Origin of the sequence: Aeromicrobium sp., assembly GCF_037719875.1 — a bacterium.
In the GTDB taxonomy this organism is placed as follows: domain Bacteria; phylum Actinomycetota; class Actinomycetes; order Propionibacteriales; family Nocardioidaceae; genus Aeromicrobium.
In genome coordinates, this window is the sequence record NZ_JBBJMJ010000001.1 from 433748 (window position 1) to 450443 (window position 16696).

At 67.6% G+C, this 16696-nt stretch carries 15 protein-coding genes; 11 read left to right on the forward strand and 4 right to left on the reverse strand.

The window, feature by feature from the left end; translation table 11 throughout:
- Positions 1–41: 41 nt before the first annotated feature.
- On the reverse strand, positions 42–836 hold the full coding sequence (locus tag WKF39_RS02190) for a crotonase/enoyl-CoA hydratase family protein (RefSeq protein ID WP_340385428.1): 795 nt from the start codon (positions 834–836) through the stop codon (positions 42–44).
- A 47-nt stretch (positions 837–883) separates the two neighbouring features.
- Between WKF39_RS02190 and WKF39_RS02195 the strand changes: the two genes are divergently transcribed.
- The 8 genes from WKF39_RS02195 (at position 884) to WKF39_RS02230 (ending at position 10243) form a co-directional block, all read left to right on the forward strand.
- A complete protein-coding gene (locus WKF39_RS02195) occupies positions 884–2518 on the forward strand; it encodes an acyl-CoA synthetase (RefSeq protein WP_340385430.1) in 1635 nt (544 codons plus the stop codon).
- Entirely contained in the window at positions 2508–3605 is a 1098-nt protein-coding gene (locus tag WKF39_RS02200) for a nitronate monooxygenase family protein (RefSeq protein ID WP_340385432.1), read from the forward strand. Before WKF39_RS02195 ends, WKF39_RS02200 begins: the two co-directional genes overlap by 11 nt.
- A complete protein-coding gene (locus WKF39_RS02205) occupies positions 3602–4438 on the forward strand; it encodes an SDR family oxidoreductase (protein WP_340385434.1) in 837 nt (278 codons plus the stop codon). Before WKF39_RS02200 ends, WKF39_RS02205 begins: the two co-directional genes overlap by 4 nt.
- Before the next feature lie 75 nt (positions 4439–4513).
- The gene (locus tag WKF39_RS02210) at positions 4514–5347 is read left to right on the forward strand and encodes an alpha/beta hydrolase (RefSeq protein WP_340385436.1); all 834 of its coding nucleotides are present in this window, start codon (positions 4514–4516) and stop codon (positions 5345–5347) included.
- Positions 5344–6129: a 1-acyl-sn-glycerol-3-phosphate acyltransferase gene (locus WKF39_RS02215; protein WP_340385438.1), complete on the forward strand. Its 786-nt coding sequence runs from the start codon at positions 5344–5346 to the stop codon at positions 6127–6129. Before WKF39_RS02210 ends, WKF39_RS02215 begins: the two co-directional genes overlap by 4 nt.
- Positions 6130–6136: 7 nt before the next feature.
- Positions 6137–7783: an AMP-binding protein gene (locus WKF39_RS02220; protein ID WP_340385440.1), complete on the forward strand. Its 1647-nt coding sequence runs from the start codon at positions 6137–6139 to the stop codon at positions 7781–7783.
- A gap of 22 nt (positions 7784–7805) precedes the next feature.
- Complete coding sequence (locus tag WKF39_RS02225) at positions 7806–9281, forward strand: wax ester/triacylglycerol synthase family O-acyltransferase (protein WP_340385442.1); 1476 nt, start codon at positions 7806–7808, stop codon at positions 9279–9281.
- A 143-nt stretch (positions 9282–9424) separates the two neighbouring features.
- A complete protein-coding gene (locus WKF39_RS02230; RefSeq protein ID WP_340385444.1) occupies positions 9425–10243 on the forward strand; it encodes an alpha/beta fold hydrolase in 819 nt (272 codons plus the stop codon).
- On the opposite strand, the gene WKF39_RS02235 is transcribed toward WKF39_RS02230, so the two are convergent.
- Genes WKF39_RS02235 through WKF39_RS02245 form a run of 3 tightly spaced genes read right to left on the reverse strand, consistent with a single transcriptional unit; the run spans position 10234 to position 14079 of the window.
- On the reverse strand, positions 10234–11778 hold the full coding sequence (locus tag WKF39_RS02235; protein WP_340385446.1) for an AMP-binding protein: 1545 nt from the start codon (positions 11776–11778) through the stop codon (positions 10234–10236). The genes WKF39_RS02230 and WKF39_RS02235 overlap by 10 nt on opposite strands.
- Entirely contained in the window at positions 11775–12866 is a 1092-nt protein-coding gene (locus WKF39_RS02240; RefSeq protein ID WP_340385448.1) for an acyl-CoA dehydrogenase family protein, read from the reverse strand. Before WKF39_RS02240 ends, WKF39_RS02235 begins: the two co-directional genes overlap by 4 nt.
- A 28-nt stretch (positions 12867–12894) precedes the next feature.
- Positions 12895–14079: an acyl-CoA dehydrogenase family protein gene (locus tag WKF39_RS02245; protein ID WP_340385450.1), complete on the reverse strand. Its 1185-nt coding sequence runs from the start codon at positions 14077–14079 to the stop codon at positions 12895–12897.
- A gap of 62 nt (positions 14080–14141) precedes the next feature.
- Here WKF39_RS02245 and WKF39_RS02250 point away from each other — a divergent pair, with 62 nt between their 5' ends.
- From WKF39_RS02250 to WKF39_RS02260, 3 genes are read left to right on the forward strand one after another with little or no spacing between them, the layout of a single operon-like run.
- Positions 14142–15287, forward strand: a complete 1146-nt coding sequence (locus WKF39_RS02250; RefSeq protein ID WP_340385452.1) for a Rieske 2Fe-2S domain-containing protein — start codon at positions 14142–14144, stop codon at positions 15285–15287.
- A complete protein-coding gene (locus WKF39_RS02255; protein WP_340385454.1) occupies positions 15287–15586 on the forward strand; it encodes a hypothetical protein in 300 nt (99 codons plus the stop codon). Before WKF39_RS02250 ends, WKF39_RS02255 begins: the two co-directional genes overlap by 1 nt.
- A gap of 11 nt (positions 15587–15597) precedes the next feature.
- Positions 15598–16686 carry a ferredoxin--NADP reductase gene (locus WKF39_RS02260; RefSeq protein ID WP_340385456.1) on the forward strand — a complete coding sequence of 363 codons (1089 nt, stop codon included), beginning with the start codon at positions 15598–15600 and terminating at the stop codon, positions 16684–16686.
- Positions 16687–16696: the final 10 nt, after the last annotated feature.

Sequence of the window (16696 nt, forward strand, 5' to 3'; positions counted from 1 at the left end):
TCAGCCTATCGAACGCCGCAGACAGGCCGCCTGACAGCCGGTCAGCGGCCCTGGAACTGCGGCGTCCGCCTCTCGGCAAACGCGCGGGGACCTTCCTTGGCGTCGTCGGAGGCGAAGACCGCGGCTCCGACGTCGGCGTCCGCCTTCCAGCACTCGTCCTCGTGCTTGCCCTCGGAGTCGCGGATGGTCTTGAGGACTGCCTGGACCGCGAGCGGTCCGTTGGCGGCGATCAGGTCGGCCAGCTCGTGCGCCTTCGCGAGTGCCTCGCCGTCGGGCACGACGTGTCCGATCAGGCCGATCTCCTTGGCCTCCGGCGCAAAGATGTGTCGTCCGGTGAGCAGCAGGTCCGCCGCGACCGTGTACGGGAGCTGGCGGGGGAGCCGCACGGCCGAGCCGCCCAGGGGGTAGAGCCCCCACTTCGGCTCAGAGACGCCGAATCGTGCGGACTCGCCGGCGACCCGGATGTCAGTGGCCTGCAGGATCTCGGTGCCGCCGGCGATCGCCGGGCCCTCGACCGCCGCGATGAGCGGCTTGGTCAGGCGGAAACCCTTGAGCAGCGGCTTGATGATCGCCGGGTCGAACTCGCCCGACTCGAACCGGTCGGTCGGTGCGGAGGACGACATCGACTTGAGGTCGGCGCCTGCGCAGAAATAGCCGCCGGCGCCAGTCAGGATCACGACCTTGACGTCAGGATCGGAATTGGTCCGGTCCCAGGCGTCGCTCATGATCGCCATCATCTCGGCGGACAGCGCGTTGCGCGCATCTGGACGGTTCATCGTGACGACCAAGGTGTTGCCGTGCAGCTCGACGAGGCAGTGCTCAGTGTGGGAAGACATGATCCAGAGCGTAGTCAAGAATGAGAACGTGTTCTAGTCTTGGCCTCATGCCACTCAACATCGCCGACCTGTTCGAGCATGCCGTTGACGTCGTACCGGAGCGTCCGATCATCCAGGTCGGGCCCCGCAGGGTGACCTACACCGAGCTGGAGGAGCAGGCCAACCGGCTCGCCCATTTCCTCTCTTCGCGGGGTATCGGCACGGGCGACCACGTCGGGATCTACGCCAAGAACAGCATCGAGCACGTCGTGTCCCTGCTCGCGATCTTCAAGATCCGTGCCGTCGCGATCAACGTCAACTATCGGTATGTCGAGGGTGAGCTCAACTACCTCTTCGAGAACTCCGACATGGTCGCTCTGCTGCACGAGCGCACGTATGCCGACCTGGTCGCCCGCACCGCGCCCCAGCACGCCAAGCTCACCACCGTCATGGCGATGCCCGATCCCACGGATCCCGACAATGACGCCGACATCTCGGCGTTCGGCGGAATCTCATGGGACGAGGCGCTGGCCGGACAGAGCTCGGAGCGGGACTTCGAGGCGCGTAGCGGCGACGATGTCTACATCGTCTATACCGGCGGCACCACCGGCTTCCCCAAGGGCGTGATGTGGCGCCATGAGGACTTCTGGCGGGTCCTCGGGGGTGGCATCGACTTCATGTCCGGCACCCGCATCGAGGAGTACACGCAGTCCGAGCAGGCCGGGACCAGCGAGCCGATGGTGACGTTCCCGCTGAGTCCCCTGATGCACGGCGGTGCCCAGGCGGCAATGCTGATGCACCTCTTCGCCGGGCACCTGACGATCCTCGAGCCGACGTTCAGTGCGGCGGAGACCTGGCGCATCATCGACCGCGAGAAGGTCCAGCTGATCTTCATGACGGGCGACGCGATGGCGCGCCCGCTGATCGAGGCCTATGAGCAGGGCACATTCGACGGCAGCTCGCTCGTCGCTGTCGCCAGCAGTGCGGCGATCTTTAGCCGGCCGGTCAAGGAGAGCTGGATGAAGGCATTCCCGAATGCCTTCTTCACCGACTCCGTCGGCTCGTCGGAGACCGGCTTCTCGGGTACCGGCCTGCAGGACAGCGACAACATCCAGGGGCAGGGGCCCGTCGTCGCGCTGGGTGCGGAGACCGTCGTCCTGGACGACCACAACCGGGTGATCGACCCCTCGGACGTCGGCGCGATCGGACGCCTCGCCCGCTCCGGCAGCGTTCCTCTCGGCTACTACGGCGACCCCGAGAAGTCGGCGCGCACCTTCATCGAGGTCGACGGTGTGCGCTACGCGGTGCCCGGCGACAACGTCCGCATCGAGGCCGGCAACTTGGTGAGCTTCCTCGGACGAGGCTCCAACTGCGTCAACACCGGGGGCGAGAAGGTCTACCCCGAGGAGGTCGAGATGGCGCTCAAGAGTCATCCCGAGGTCTACGACGCACTCGTGGTCGGCGTCACCGACGACACGTGGGGTCAACACGTGTCTGCCGTCGTCCAGCCGAGATCGGCGGAGCCACCCTCCCTCGAGGAGCTCCGCAACCACCTGCGGCCGCTGCTCTCGGGCTACAAGCTGCCGCGATCGGTTTCGTACGTCGATGAGATCCCTCGCAGCGCCACGGGCAAGGCCAACTATCCGGCCGCCAAGGAGCTCGCCGAAGCCACCCACCGAGGAGCCGACGCCAATGCGCACTGAGCTCTGTGAGCGCTTCGGGATCGAGCTCCCGATCTTCGCCTTCACCCCGTCCGAGCACGTCGCGGCTGCCGTCTCCCGGGCTGGCGGCCTGGGCGTCCTGGGCTGTGTCCGGTTCAACGAGGCCGACGAGCTCGACCGTACGCTCGACTGGCTCGACGACAACACCGACGGCAAGCCGTATGGCGTCGACGTGGTCATGCCGATGACGGTGCCGACCGAGGGCTCATCGGTCGACCTGAAGGCGATGATCCCGCAGGAGCACATCTCGTTCGTCGAGCGCACCCTGCAGCAGCTCGGCGTACCTCCGCTGCCGGAGGGTGAAGGGCGCGACGGCGTCCTGGGCTGGCTGCACTCAGTCGCCCGATCGCACGTCGACGTGGCTCTGGCCCACCGCCCCGTCCTGATCGCGAATGCTCTCGGGTCGCCCCCGCCGGACATCATCGAGAAGGCCCACGCTCACGGTGTGCAGGTGGCAGCACTGGCAGGCGCTGCGAAGCATGCGCTGTCGCACGTGCAGAACGGCGTCGACATCATCATCGCCCAGGGTTACGAGGCCGGCGGTCACACCGGTGAGATCGCCAGCATGGTGCTGACCCCGGAGATCGTGGACGCGGTCGGACCTGACGTCGCGGTCCTGGGCGCGGGCGGCATCGGCCGCGGCCGCCAGGTCGCGGCATCGCTCGCCCTCGGCGCTCAAGGGGTCTGGACCGGGTCGGTGTGGCTGACGACCGAGGAATACCAGAACCTCAACACCAACGCAGGTATGACCGAGGCGTTCCTGCGTGCATCCAGCGCCGACACGGTGCGCACGCGCATCTACACCGGCAAGCCGGCCCGGCTGCTCAAGACCAGGTGGACCCAGGCGTGGGACACCGAGGACGCGCCCGCACCGCTGCCGATGCCACTGCAGAACCTGTTGGTGGCCGACGCCCACAACCGGATGAACTCGGCCGGCAACCCGGACGCGATCTCGATGCCGGTGGGCCAGATCGTGGGTTCGATGAACACCGTACGACCCGTCGCAGAGGTGATGGCCGACCTGGTCCGCGAGTACGACGAGACGATCGCTCGTCTCACGAGCGCATGACGGACACGTTCGGGACCCGGATCCTCGAGGGAAAGGTGGCCTTCGTCGCAGGTGGCACCCGCGGCATGAATCTGGCGATCGCGCGCCGATATGCCGAGCAGGGTGCGAAGGTCGCGGTCCTGAGCCGCAACCAGGAGCGGGTCGACGCCGCGGTCGATGAGCTCAAGCAGATCGGCGGTGAGGTCCGCGGCTTCAGCGGTGACGTGCGTGACTACGACGCCATCGAGGCTGCGCTCACGAGCACCGCCGAGGAGCTCGGCCCGATCGACATCGTGGTCGCCGGTCAGGCCGGCAACTTCTATGCGCCGGCGACAGGCATGTCCGCCAACGGCTTCAAGGCGGTCGTCGACATCGATCTGGTCGGCACCTTCAACGTGTTCCGTGGCAGCCACGACCTGCTCCGCAAGCCCGGTGCTGCGCTGATCGCGATCACGGCTCCCGAGGCCGTCAGGCCGCTGAACTTCCAGGCCCACGTGTGTGCCGCCAAGGCCGGCGTCAACATGCTCATCAAGTGCCTGGCGCTGGAGTGGGGACCGAGCGGCGTGAGGGTCAACGGCATCTCCCCGGGCCCCATCGAGGGTTCCTGGGGCATGGAGAACGTCGCCTCACCGACCCAGGAAATGAAGGACCGGATCACCCAAGCCATGCCGCTCCGGCGATGGGGCACCAATGACGACGTCGCCGACAGTGCGCTGTTCCTCGCGTCGGACGCCGCGTCCTACGTCACGGGGACGATCCTGGACACCGACGGGGGTGCGGTGATCTCGATCCCCGGGACCGACTCGGCCGATCCCGACGACCCCAGGGTGAAGGGGCCCGAGCAACGCGGGTGACGACGGCCATCTGGACTCCGATCCTCGAAGAAGGCATACTAGAACGTGTTCTAGTTTCGAGATCTGGGGAGCAGCGTGTACGACTTCGAGAGCGAGACCGGGCCCACGCCCGGCTCATATGACGCGCGCACCCCTCATGGCCCGCCCTCGGCTCTGCTGACCGCACTGGAGCTCCCGCGCTGGATCGGGGAGTATGCGTCCTCGCGCGTCCTCGACACCGTCAGCCCGACGAGCAACCTCGGCGAGGGGCGCTCGGTGCTCGTGCTGCCGGGCTTCTCGGCCAACGACTTCGCGACCGGACGGCTGCGCGCGCACCTGCGCCAGCGCGGATTCCGCGCTCACGGGTGGCGGCTGGGTCGCAACGTCGGCCTCACCGACCGGCTGGTCGACGGACTGATGGACCGGTTCGTTGAGGTGGCCGACAGCTCTGATGAGGCGGTGTCGATCATCGGCTGGAGCTTCGGCGGCCTGCTCGCCCGCCGCATCGCACACGCATACCCGGACCGTGTGCGGCAGATCATCTGCCTCGGCTCCCCTTGGAGGGCCGATGGCGAGCGGACCCGCGCGACCGCCATGTTCGAGCGTTCCCGGATCCGCCACGGGCTCTCGGATCAGGCCCGTGACATCGTCGACGAGCTGAGACAGCCGGTGCCTGTTCCGACCACCGCAATCTGGTCTCGCTCTGACGGAGTCACCTCGTGGGCCGGCTGCACAGTGGACGAGACGACCACCCCTGTCATCGCCGAGAACATCGAGGTCGTCAGCAGCCATGTCGGGATGGTCGCGAGTCCGCTGGTGCTCGCCGTGGTGGTCAATCGCCTCCGCCAGGACCCCGAGGCGTGGCAGCGTTTCGAGTGGCGGCATCTGCTCGCGCCGGCCGCACCGGACACGAAGATCGCGTCGGCATGACCGGGGTTGACGGGAGAGCCCCGGAGTCGGTGGCCAAGGTCATGCCGCTGCTTCGGCTGGCGATGAAGGGCTACTTCCGGAGCGAGGTCCGGGACATGAATCGCCTGCCCGAGGGTGGTGTGCTCATCGTCTCCAACCATTCTGGCGGCCTGTTGCCGATGGATGTGCCGATCATCGCAGTCGGCATCGCCGATGAGTTCGGGCATGACCGACCGCTCTACTGCCTCTCGCACGACATCTTGTTCATCGGTCCGCTCGGGGGGATCATGCGCAAGTACGGGATGATCCGCGCCACCCGGGAGAACGCTCGGGAGGTGCTGACGTCCGGTGGCGCCACCATCGTCTTCCCCGGCGGGGACTATGACTGCCTGCGAGAGCAGAGCAAGGCAAACGTCATCGATTTCGGTGGCCGCACGGGCTACGTCCGTACCGCGATCGAGACCGGGGTCCCGATCCTCCCCGTCGTCTCGATCGGCGGCCACGAGGACCAGTTCCACCTCACCCGCGGCGAGTGGATCGCCCGATTCAGCCCCGTGAGCAGGGCGCTGCGGATGCCCTACTTCCCGATCAGCTTCGGGTTCCCGTTCGGCTTCACCCCGGCTTTCCCGATCAACCTCCCGTTGCCGTCGAAGATCACCACGCAGGTGCTCGATCCGGTCGACATCATCGCTGAGTTCGGGCCCGATCCCGATGTCGCCGAGGTCGACGTGGAGATCCGCAGCCGTATGCAGGACGCCCTCGATGTCCTGGCCGGTCAACGTCGCTTCCCGGTGCTGGGCTGACATGGCCGTGACGCACACCGTTCGGCGACTCTGGGTCGCTCTGGCCAAGCAGCTGTGGGTCGGAAAGGTCCTGTTCGGGAGCCGGATGATCACCCTCATGCGGCCGGACAAGTACTTCGGGATGGCGAGGGTCCTCCGAACTCAAGGCACCCACGCCACCAGCGGTTTCGCGCTCGCCGCGGTCCGCGACCCCGGCGGCGTCGGCCTGATCGATGATCGCGGAAGCGTGACGTGGGCCGAGATCCAGGTGCGCGCCGGCGCGCTCGGTGCCGGCCTCCTTGCCGCTCACGGCGGTCCGCTGGAGTCTGTTGCGGTCCTGGCCCGCAACCACCGCGGTTTCATCGACGCACTGCTCGCCGGCACCCGGGTCGGCGCGAACACCCTCCTGCTCAACACCGGCTTCTCCGGGCCGCAGCTGGCCGACGTGATGGAGCGCGAGGGGGCGCGGGTGATCGTGTACGACGAGGAGTTCGCCGAGGTGATTGCCGACGCCAGAGCACGGGTCGATGATCTGGTCGAGATCCTCGCCTGGACCGACACCGACACCGTCACCGATATTGGCACCGATCTCCTCACCACTGACGGCCTGATCGCCCAGCACCGTGACAGCCCTGCCCCGCACGCGTCCGTACCGGGTCGGGTGGTCCTGCTGACCTCTGGGACCACGGGCGCACCCAAGGGCGCACGGCGATCCGGCGGCGGCCCTGATGAGCTGGCCGGGATGCTCGAGGCGATTCCCTGGCGCGGTGGGGAGACCGTCGTCGTCGCGGCCCCGATGTTCCACGCCTGGGGATTTGGTCAGCTGGTGATCGGCGCCACCATGACCTGTACCGTGGTGATGCGCCGCAGGTTCGGTCCCGAGGCGACGCTCGCCCTGGTCGACGAGCACGGCGCCACCGGGCTGTCGGTCGTGCCGGTGATGCTCGAGCGGATCATGGATCTGCCGGCTGACGTCCTCGACCGCCATTCGCTGCGAAGTCTGCGGTTCGTCTCCGCGAGCGGTTCTCGGATGCGACCGGACTCGGTGACCAGGTTCATGGATCGCTACGGCGACGTGCTGCACAACAGCTACAACGCCACCGAAGCCGGACAGATCAGCGTCGCCGGCCCGGCGGACCTGCGCCAGTCGCCGGACGCCGCCGGTCGAGCGGTGCGCGGAACCCTGATCCGGATCGTTGACGACGAGGGACGTGCCCTGGAGCCGGATGACGTCGGGCGAATCGTGGTGCGAGGTTCCTCGCCTTTCGACGGTTACACCTCTGGTGCCACCAAGGACTTCGTCGAGGACTTCATGGTCACCGGCGACGTCGGCCGGATCGATTCCGCCGGCCTTCTGCACGTCCTCGGCCGGGACGACGACATGATCGTCAGCGGCGGTGAGAACGTCTATCCGATCGAGGTCGAGAAGGTCCTCGGCGCACACGACGCCGTCCGCGAGGTGGTCGTGGTCGGCGTCCCCGACGAGGCTTTCGGGCAACGACTTGCGGCGTACGTCGTCCCGAACGGCGAGGTGGACGCCGGCACCCTCACCCAGCTGGTACGTGCCAATCTCGCCGGTTACAAGGTGCCGCGGGACGTGCTGTTCCTTGACGAGCTGCCACGCAACGCGTCGGGCAAAGTCATGGTGCGCGAGCTGCCGGAGGCGACCCCATGAGCGAGCGCCAGCGAGTGAACAGATGAGCGCCACCCGGGTGCACCCGGCGATCGAACGCATGGAGGGCATGGACGCTGGCTTCCTCTACCTCGAGACGCCGACGGTGCACATGCACACCTTGAAGATCGCGATCCTCGAGCCATCCGAGCACCTCACGTTCGACTCGTTCGTCACCGGCACCCTGGCTCGACTCAAGCGGCTCCCGCCGATGCGGCGGCGGGTGGTGATGACTCCGTTCGGACTGAACCACCCCATGTGGGTCACCCAGCGACGGATCGACCCCCAGCGGCACCTGCATCGCCAACGAATTCCTGGCGGAGGCACGATGCGCGATCTGGAGGTGCTGATCGGTCAGATCGCCAGCACCCAGCTCGATCGGCGATTCCCGTTGTGGGAGCTGCACTACTGCGAGGGCCTGACGGACGGCCGAGTCGCCGTCGTGGGCAAGATGCACCACGCCCTCGCCGACGGATCTGCGGCCAACGCGCTGCTGGGCAACGTCACCGACGTGCGCAGCGCGGCCGTGCCACCGGCGCCCGACGAGGTCTATGAGTCGACCGACCGGGTCCCGGGCCGGCCGTGGCTGGTGCGTCGGGCGCTCGTGGACGCAACCATGCAGGTCTTCTCGCTGCCTGCTCTTCTCAAGCGCACAGCACTGGGCCTGTGGGCGGCCGGACGCTACCGGCGCGCGCACGGCAGGGAGGTGCCCATGCCAGTGCTCGATGCGCCGCGCACGTCCTTCAACGGCTCGCTGACTGCAAAGCGCAACTTCGCCACGGTCACGCTGCCCTTCGCCGAAGTCAGACGGATCCGCTCGCAGCACGAGGGGGTGACGATCAACGACATGGTCCTCGCGCTGGTGTCCGGAGTGCTGCGCCGTTGGCTTGCCGCCCACGACGAGCACCCTTCGCGTTCGTTGACCGCAGGAGTGCCCGTCGGAGCCGACCAACGTGGGGCCGCTCCGCGTCTGGGGGGCAACCGCGTCTCCAACATGTTCACGACCCTGGCCACGGACATCGACGATCCTGTCGAACGCCTGCGCCACATCTCGCGGACGAGCTCGAGCGCCAAGCAGATCCAGCAGCGCATGGGTGTCGAGCTGATGTCCGACTGGGGCCAGTTCATCCCTCCGAGCGTCTTCCCGGTCCTCGTGCGCGCCTACTCCCGAGCCAAGGCCGCGTCCTGGCACCCGGCAGCGTTCAACGCGACCGTCTCCAACGTGCCGGGGCCGCGGGAGCCGGTCTCGGTCGGCGGGGCACGACTCAGCGACATGTTCAGCGTGGGACCGCTTGCCGACGGCATCGGGCTCAATGTGACGGTGTGGAGTTACGTCACGAAGCTGAACTTCTCGTTGCTTGCCTGCGCCGACCTGCTCCCCGACGTGGAGGTGCTGGCCTCATACTTCCCCGCGGCGCTCGCCGAGCTTGATCTCGAGGCCGCGACCGGGGACTGCACCAACGATGAAGACGATCTCGACGCGGACGGAGCGACCGGATGACCATGAGGCAGCTGACTGGCAAGTTGGGCCCGGCCACGGCGGCGGCAGCAGGGCTGGCGGGCGCGGTGGTCGTTGGCGGGGTGCATCGTGCAGTCACTCGGTCCGGCAGGCTCCCGGAAAGAAACCCTCTGCCTCCCGGCCGCATGATCCACCTGGAGGGGCGTGGGGACGTCTTTGTCGTGGACACCGGCGAACCCCGTCCGGGCGCGCCAACCGTGCTCCTGCTGCACGCTGTGGCGACCACGGCGTCCCTGAGCTGGTTCACGACCGTCGATGGCATGCTCGCCGACTACCGTGTCGTGCTGATGGACCAGCGCTGGCACGGCCGCGGTGTTCCAGCGGACCGCTTCACCCTCGCGGAGTGCGCGGACGACATCGCGGCCCTCCTGACCGTCCTGGACCTCGACCGAGTCATCGTCGTCGGCTATTCCATGGGGGGAGCGCTGGCACAGGTCTTTGCCCGGCAACACCCTGATCGCATATCGGGTCTGGTGTTGTGCTCGACCGCCATGACGTGGAAGGGCAGCGCGGCCGAGGCGGTGTTCTATCCCATGTTGACCGCGATCACGTTCATGGGACGCCGGCACACCTCCTCGAAGGTCAAGGGTCACGCCAGCTCGCTCCCGCCGTTGACCGACATCGAGGACGATGTGGTGCGTTGGGCGTGGGCTGAGTTCCGGGCGACCAGCTTCTGGTCCCTGCCGGAGGTGCTGGGTGAGCTGGGCCGTTTCGACGCGCGAAAACACCTTGCCTCCGTCACGGTGCCGACCGCCGTGGTCGTGACCGGCAACGACAAGGTGATCGCTCCGGTGCGTCAGTACGAGATGGCGGGAACGATCCCGGACGCCAAGGTCTTCACAGCCCCGGGCGGGCACGCGTCGGTCGTGCTTGACTCCGCTCGCTGGTGCCCGGTCTTCCTCGAGGCGTTGGCACACGTCGCCGGCGTGGACGATCAGACGTAGCTGGTCCCGCGTTCCTCGCGGGTCCAGGTGATCCCGGTGATCCCGGCTGCGCTGAGCTCGCGATGGAGCACCTTGTGGGTCGCGGTGCGGGGGAGGTCGTCCACCAGCCGGACATAGCGCGGTCGTGCCTTGGGCGACAGGTCCCGCTGCTCGTCGAGGAACTGTTCGAGCTCGTGCGGGCCGAGTTCGCCACGCAGCACCAGCGCGGCTGCGACCTGGTCGCCGGAACGCTCGTCAGGGACCGCATAGACGGCCGCCTGGTCGATCGCGGGATGTCGGAGCAGGATCCGCTCGATGGGGGCGCAGGCGAGGTTCTCCCCGTCGACGCGCAGCCACGCGGCGGTCCGTCCGGCGAAGAAGACCCAGCCGTCCGGGTCGCGATAGGCGAGGTCGCCGGACCAGTACATGCCGCCGCGCATACGCTCGGCCGTGGCCTCGTCGTCGTTGTAGTAGCCGGCGAACTGGCCCTTGCCCGTCGTGTTGACCAACTCGCCGACACACGCGTCGAGATTGACGACCCGGCCGTCCTCGTCGAACTCGGCGCGCGGACTCTCCAGACCTGTCTCCGGGTTGTGGACGGCCACACCATCGGCCGGCCAGCCGAGCGCGGCCGGAGGTGTGCCCGGGATCTTGCTGACGATGACCGCGTTCTCCGTCGAGCCGAACCCGTCGATCACGTGACACCCGAATCGCTCCGCGAACGCGCGCATGTCGCGGTCTCCGGCCTCGTTGCCGAAGACGAGCCGCAGCGAGGAGTCGGCGTCGTCAGGACGTTCGGGTGTGGCCAGGATGTACGTCAGCGGCTTGCCGACGTAGGACGCATAGGTCGCTCCGTATAGGCGCACATCGCTGAGAAACTCCGAGGCCGAGAAGCGCTCCCGGAGCGCCACGGGAGCGCCAGTGACAAGGGAGGGTGCCCACCCCGCCATGACCGCATTGGAGTGGAACAACGGCATCGCCACGTAGTGCACGTCCTCGGCGCTGAGTCCGAGGCGTTCGGTGAGGTATCGGCCGGGATAGGTCACCTTCTCGTGAGTGATGCGTACAGCCTTGGGGCGTCCGCTCGTGCCCGAGGTGAAGATCAGCATGAAGAGCGACTCGTCGGTGGGCTCGGCCGGCGGGACGGACACTGGCACGATCTGGTCGCGCCAGCCGACTCCGTCGGTGTCGATCACGGTGATGCCGGACAGGTCGAGCCCGTCCAGCAGGCGGCGCTGGGCTGCCCCGGTCAGCAGAAGCTGGACGTCCGCGCGACGGAGGTCGGCGACCAGGGCCTCACCGCGGCGGGTGCTGTTGACTCCAACGGCGACGTGTCCGCCCAACCCCGCGGATGCCAGGCCCAGGAGCATCTCCGAGGTGTTGTCCATCAGCAGCCCGACATGGGGAGGTCGACCCGGCTCGAGGACCTGCCGGATGGCCGCGGCGCGGGCCGACGCGTCGGCGACGAGCTCGCGCCAGGTCCACGAACGCTCGCGCGTCAGAAGCGCCGGGGTGTCCTGCTCGGCTCGCGCAAGGAGGAGGTCCCGTACGGTCACGCGGGTCCGGCCGCGAGCAGTTGACCGAGTCGCAGCGCCTGCTCGGTCGCTCCGCCGTGCTGGAACTCGTACCTGGTGGCTGCCGTGAAGTATCGGTGGGCCACTCCGTCGAGGTCAACGCCCACTCCTCCGTGGATGTGTACGGTCGTGTGTGCGATCCGGTGGCCCGCGTCGGCGGCCCAGAGCTTGGCGGTGGCTGTCGCTTCCTCGGCAGGAAGGCGCTCTGAGAGCCGCCAGGCGGCCTGCCACACCGTGAGTGCCTGGAAGCGGGTGTCGATGTAACCATCCGCCAGCCGCTGCGAGACCGCCTGGAACGTGCCGATGGGGCGATCGAACTGCTCCCGGGTCTTGGCGTACTCGGCGGTGAGGGAGATGGCGCCCTCCGTGACGCCGAGCTGCACGGCGCAGGTCGCGACGGTGAGCAGGTCGACTAGGCGCCCGGCTGCCTCGCTGTCGCCGACGCGGCGATCGACAGGCACCCGGACGCCATCCAGCTCGACCAGTCCTGCGACGTCACCGTCGCTCAGGTGCTGCTCCTGCACCTGGAGGCCGGGGGCGTCCGCGTCCACCAGGAAGGCGCCAGTGCCGTCAGGTGTGGTGGCCGTGACCAGGAAGGCGGTCGCCACCGTGGCCGCGGGGACGAGGTACTTGGTGCCGGTGAGGGCGTATGCGCCATCGTCCAGGGCAGCGGTCGTGCTCGGAAGGGTCGGCGCGTGCTCGTGCTCCTCGGTGATCGCGCAGGTGAGCACTCCAGCTGCGAATCCGTCTCGCTGCTGCTCGTCAGTGCCGTGCTCTGCGAGGAAGAGTCGCGCGACCGAGTCGCTGGCCAGAGGTGCGGGCGCGACTGTGCGGCCCACCTCGACCAGCACTCGGCACAGCTCGAGGAAGCCGAGGCCCGCGCCGTCATGCGACTCGGGGGTGGTCAGGGAGAGCAGACCGGCACCGCCGAGGGCACGCCACAGCACCGGATCGAACCGGTTGCCGGCGGCCTCCACCTCAGCCAGCCGCTCCGGCCCGGTGTGGTCCTTGAGGATCGTGGCGGCCAGGCTGGCGGCGTCGTCTGCCTCGGGTGAAAATGTGAAGTCCATGCGTTGGCTCCTGAGCGGTTCGTTGGGTTCAGCGCCGGGCGGCCGGGAGGCCGAGCCCGACGTAGCCGATGATGTCTCGCTGGATCTCGTTGGTGCCGCCGCCGAAGGTCATGACCAGCGACGACCGGAAGTAGCGCTCGAGCCGCCCGGCGAGCACGGCGCCGGGCGAACCGGCTGCGATCCCGGCAGCGGGCCCGACGATCTCCGTGAGTGAGCGGTAGACCTCGACAGCGAGCTCGGAGCCGTAGACCTTGATCGCGGACGCGTCGGCGGGGGAGAGGGTGTCGATCTCGGTCGCGAGCTTCCAGCCCATCAGGGTCAGGGCATCGGTACGCGCCTGAGCGCGGCCCAGGAGGATCTGCACCCATTGCTGGTCAAGGACGCGGACGCCGTTCGCATCCTTGGTCTGCCGTGCCCAGTCGGTGACGAGCTCGATCGAGTGGACCAATGGGGCCGACGAGGTGAGGGCCACCCGCTCGCGGTTGAGCTGGTTGGTGATCAGCGCCCAGCCACCCCCGCGTCCACCGATCAGGTTCTCCGCTGGCACCCGCACATCGTCGTAGTAGGTCGCACTCGTGCCGACACCGGCAAGGGTCTGGACGGGTGTGTACGAAAAGCCATCCGCCCTGGCGGGGACGAGGATCATGGACAGCCCCTTGTGGCGGGGAAGATCCGGATCAGTACGACACGCCATCCAGATCCAGTCGGCGTACTGGATCAACGATGTCCACATCTTCTGGCCGTTGACGACCCACTCACCGGTCGACTCGTCGAGCTCGGCCCGCGTGCGCAGTGACGCGAGGTCGGTGCCGGAGCCGGGCTCGGAGTATCCGATCGAGAAGTGCAGCTCGCCACGGACGATCCGCGGGAGGAAGTACTCCTTCTGCGCCTCGGTGCCGTAACGCATGATCGTCGGACCGACCGTGTTCAGCGTCAGGTAGGGGATGGGTACTCCGGCGACGGCAGCGACATTGGTGAAGATCAGCTCTTCGACCATCGAGCGTTCCTGGCCGCCGTACTCCTTGGGCCACCCCATGCCCAACCAGCCGTCGGTACCGAGCTGGCGGATGACGTCCTTGTAGACGGTGACGTCGCCGAACTCCCCGGATGACGCGGCGAGGGCAGCCCGGCGCTCGGGGGTGACGAGCTCGGAGAAATAGCCCTTCAGCTCATCGCGAAGGCGGAGCTGGTCGGCTGTCAGAGAGACGTACATGTGGTAAAACTATAACGTGTTCTTGTTTTGGTCCACAGAGACCCGCTCCCTCGGAGGCAATCGTGACTGAGACCCGCGCTCTTGACGCCGGTTCCGTCCCGGACCGCTTCGCCCGGGGCTGGCACTGCCTTGGTCTCGAGCAAGCCTTCACCGACGGCAAGCCTCACGAAGTCCAAGCATTTGGCGGCAAGCTCGTCGTGTGGGCAGACTCTGCGGGGGAGCTGCACGTCCTCGACGGCTACTGCCGGCACATGGGCGGTGACCTGACGCAAGGCACCGTCAAGGGCGACGAGATCGCCTGCCCGTTCCACGACTGGCGTTGGGGCGGCGACGGCAAGTGCAAGGCCATCCCCTACGCGCGACGGGTGCCGCTGCGGGCCCGGACCCAGCGCTACGAGAGCGCGGTCCGAAACGGGCAGCTGCTGATCTGGCACGACCCCGAGGGCGCTCCGGCCGACCTCGAGGCTCTGCCGCCACTCCTCGAGGGTGTCGGCACGGACCGCTACACCGAGTGGACCTGGGACGTCATCGAGGTCGACAACGCCCACTGCCGCGAGATCATCGACAACGTCGTCGACATGGCGCACTTCTTCTACATCCACTTCGCGTTCCCGACGCACTTCCGCAACGTCTTCGAGGGCGATAAGGCCACTCAGTTCATGGAGTCCACCGGACGACCGGACATGAAGGCCGAGGGCTATGGCGACGAGGACCTGATCCTCAAGTCGGAGGCGACCTATTTCGGACCGTCCTACATGATCAACTGGCTGGACACCGACTACAAGGGCTTCCTCACCAGGGTCGTCTTGATCAACTGCCATGTCCCGACCGGGCCCAACTCCTTCAACCTGCAGTACGGGCTCTGTGTCGAGAAGCCGGAAGGCGTTGACGAGGCGACCGCGAAATACATCGGGGACAAGTACGCCGAGACGTTCAAGGTCGGCTTCCTGCAGGACGTCGCCATCTGGCAGAACAAGGCGCCGGTGCAGAACCCGTTGCTCTGCGAAGAGGACGGCCCGGTCTATCAGCTCCGTCGCTGGTACGAACAGTTCTATGTCGACGCAGCCGACGTCGCGCCCGAGATGGTCGATCGGTTCGAGTTCGAGGTGGACACCACCAAGGCGAACGAGAATTGGCGAGCCGAGGTCGCGGACAACCTTGCGCGCAAGGCATCAGAGGACCGTCAGGACGAAACGGTTGACGCCTGATGGTCTACATCGTCCCGTCCCTGCCGGAGACCCTCGCGGACCGGGCGCTCTACATCCAGAGCAGGCTTGTGGAGCTGCCGTGCCAGGGCTGCCAGGCGCGGGTCAAGGTGCGCAAGAACAGCGATCACCAGACCTCGATCCAGTGGACACGGGCAGCCGTCGCGGACTGTGCGACCTTCGCCTCGCTGGCCCGACAGGCGGGCGGCCGTCCGGTTCACGCGGGTTGTGCGCAGCTCTCGGCGTCGATCGAGGAAGCCGTGCGCGACGGTGCGCTCGCGGTCGGGCTGCCCGATGAGTAGGCGATCGAGGCATGAGTGAGCGCCAGGCCACCAGTGACTCGTTCGAGCTCACGGTGCTCGACGTGGTCGAGGAGACGGGGGAGGCCCGTTCGGTGGTTCTCGACCCGGGCGAGCATCGCGAGCACTTCTCCTACGTCCCCGGACAGTTCCTCACGGTCGCCGTCCCGAGCGACCGCACCGGCCTCGTGGCCCGCAGCTATTCGCTGTCCTCGACGCCGGGGGACGACGGTCCGTTGACGATCACGGTCAAGCGCACACCAGATGGCTACGCCTCGGGGTGGATCTGCGACCAGGTCCGTCCGGGCGACCGGCTGCGGGTCCTCCCGCCGAGTGGGATCTTCACGCCGAAGGATCTCGATGCCGACCTGCTGCTGTTCGCGGGGGGCAGCGGGATCACCCCGGTGATCTCGATCATCCGCTCGTCCCTGGCTCGTGGGTCAGGGCGGATCGTCCTGTTCTATGCCAACCGTGACGAACGATCGGTCATCTTCGGCCGGGCGCTCGCCGACCTTGCGGTCGAGCATCCCGAACGCCTGCAGGTCGTGCACTGGCTCGAGTCGGTGCAGGGCTTGCCGACCCAGGACCAGCTGCGCGCCTTCGCGGGTCCCTACGTCGAGAGGGACGCCTTCGTGTGCGGTCCCGCGCCGTTCATGGCAGCCACGGTGGCCGCCTTGAAAGAGCTCGGGTTTCCGCGTGAGCGTCGCCATCAGGAGAAGTTCGTGTCGCTGGGAGGAAACCCCTTCGACGTCGGCGTGGGACCGGTCCCCGACGTTCCGGTCGAGCTCGCCCCGCCAACCGGCCAACCGGCCCCGCAGTCCGTCGGCGCGGTTCACCTCCAGGTCGATCTCGACGGTGTGAACCACGAGTTCACTGACTGGAAATCAGGCATGACGCTGCTCGAGCACTTGGAGAGCAAGGGGGTCAAGGCGCCCTACTCCTGCAGGGAAGGGGAGTGCTCGGCGTGCGCGATCCGGCTGTTGGAGGGCGAGGTGACGATGCGCGCCAACGATGTGCTGGACGATGAGGACCTCGCCGACGGCATCCGACTCGCGTGCCAGAGCGACGCGGCGTCGGAGAAGGTTCGGGTGACCTACTCATGACCACGAGCTC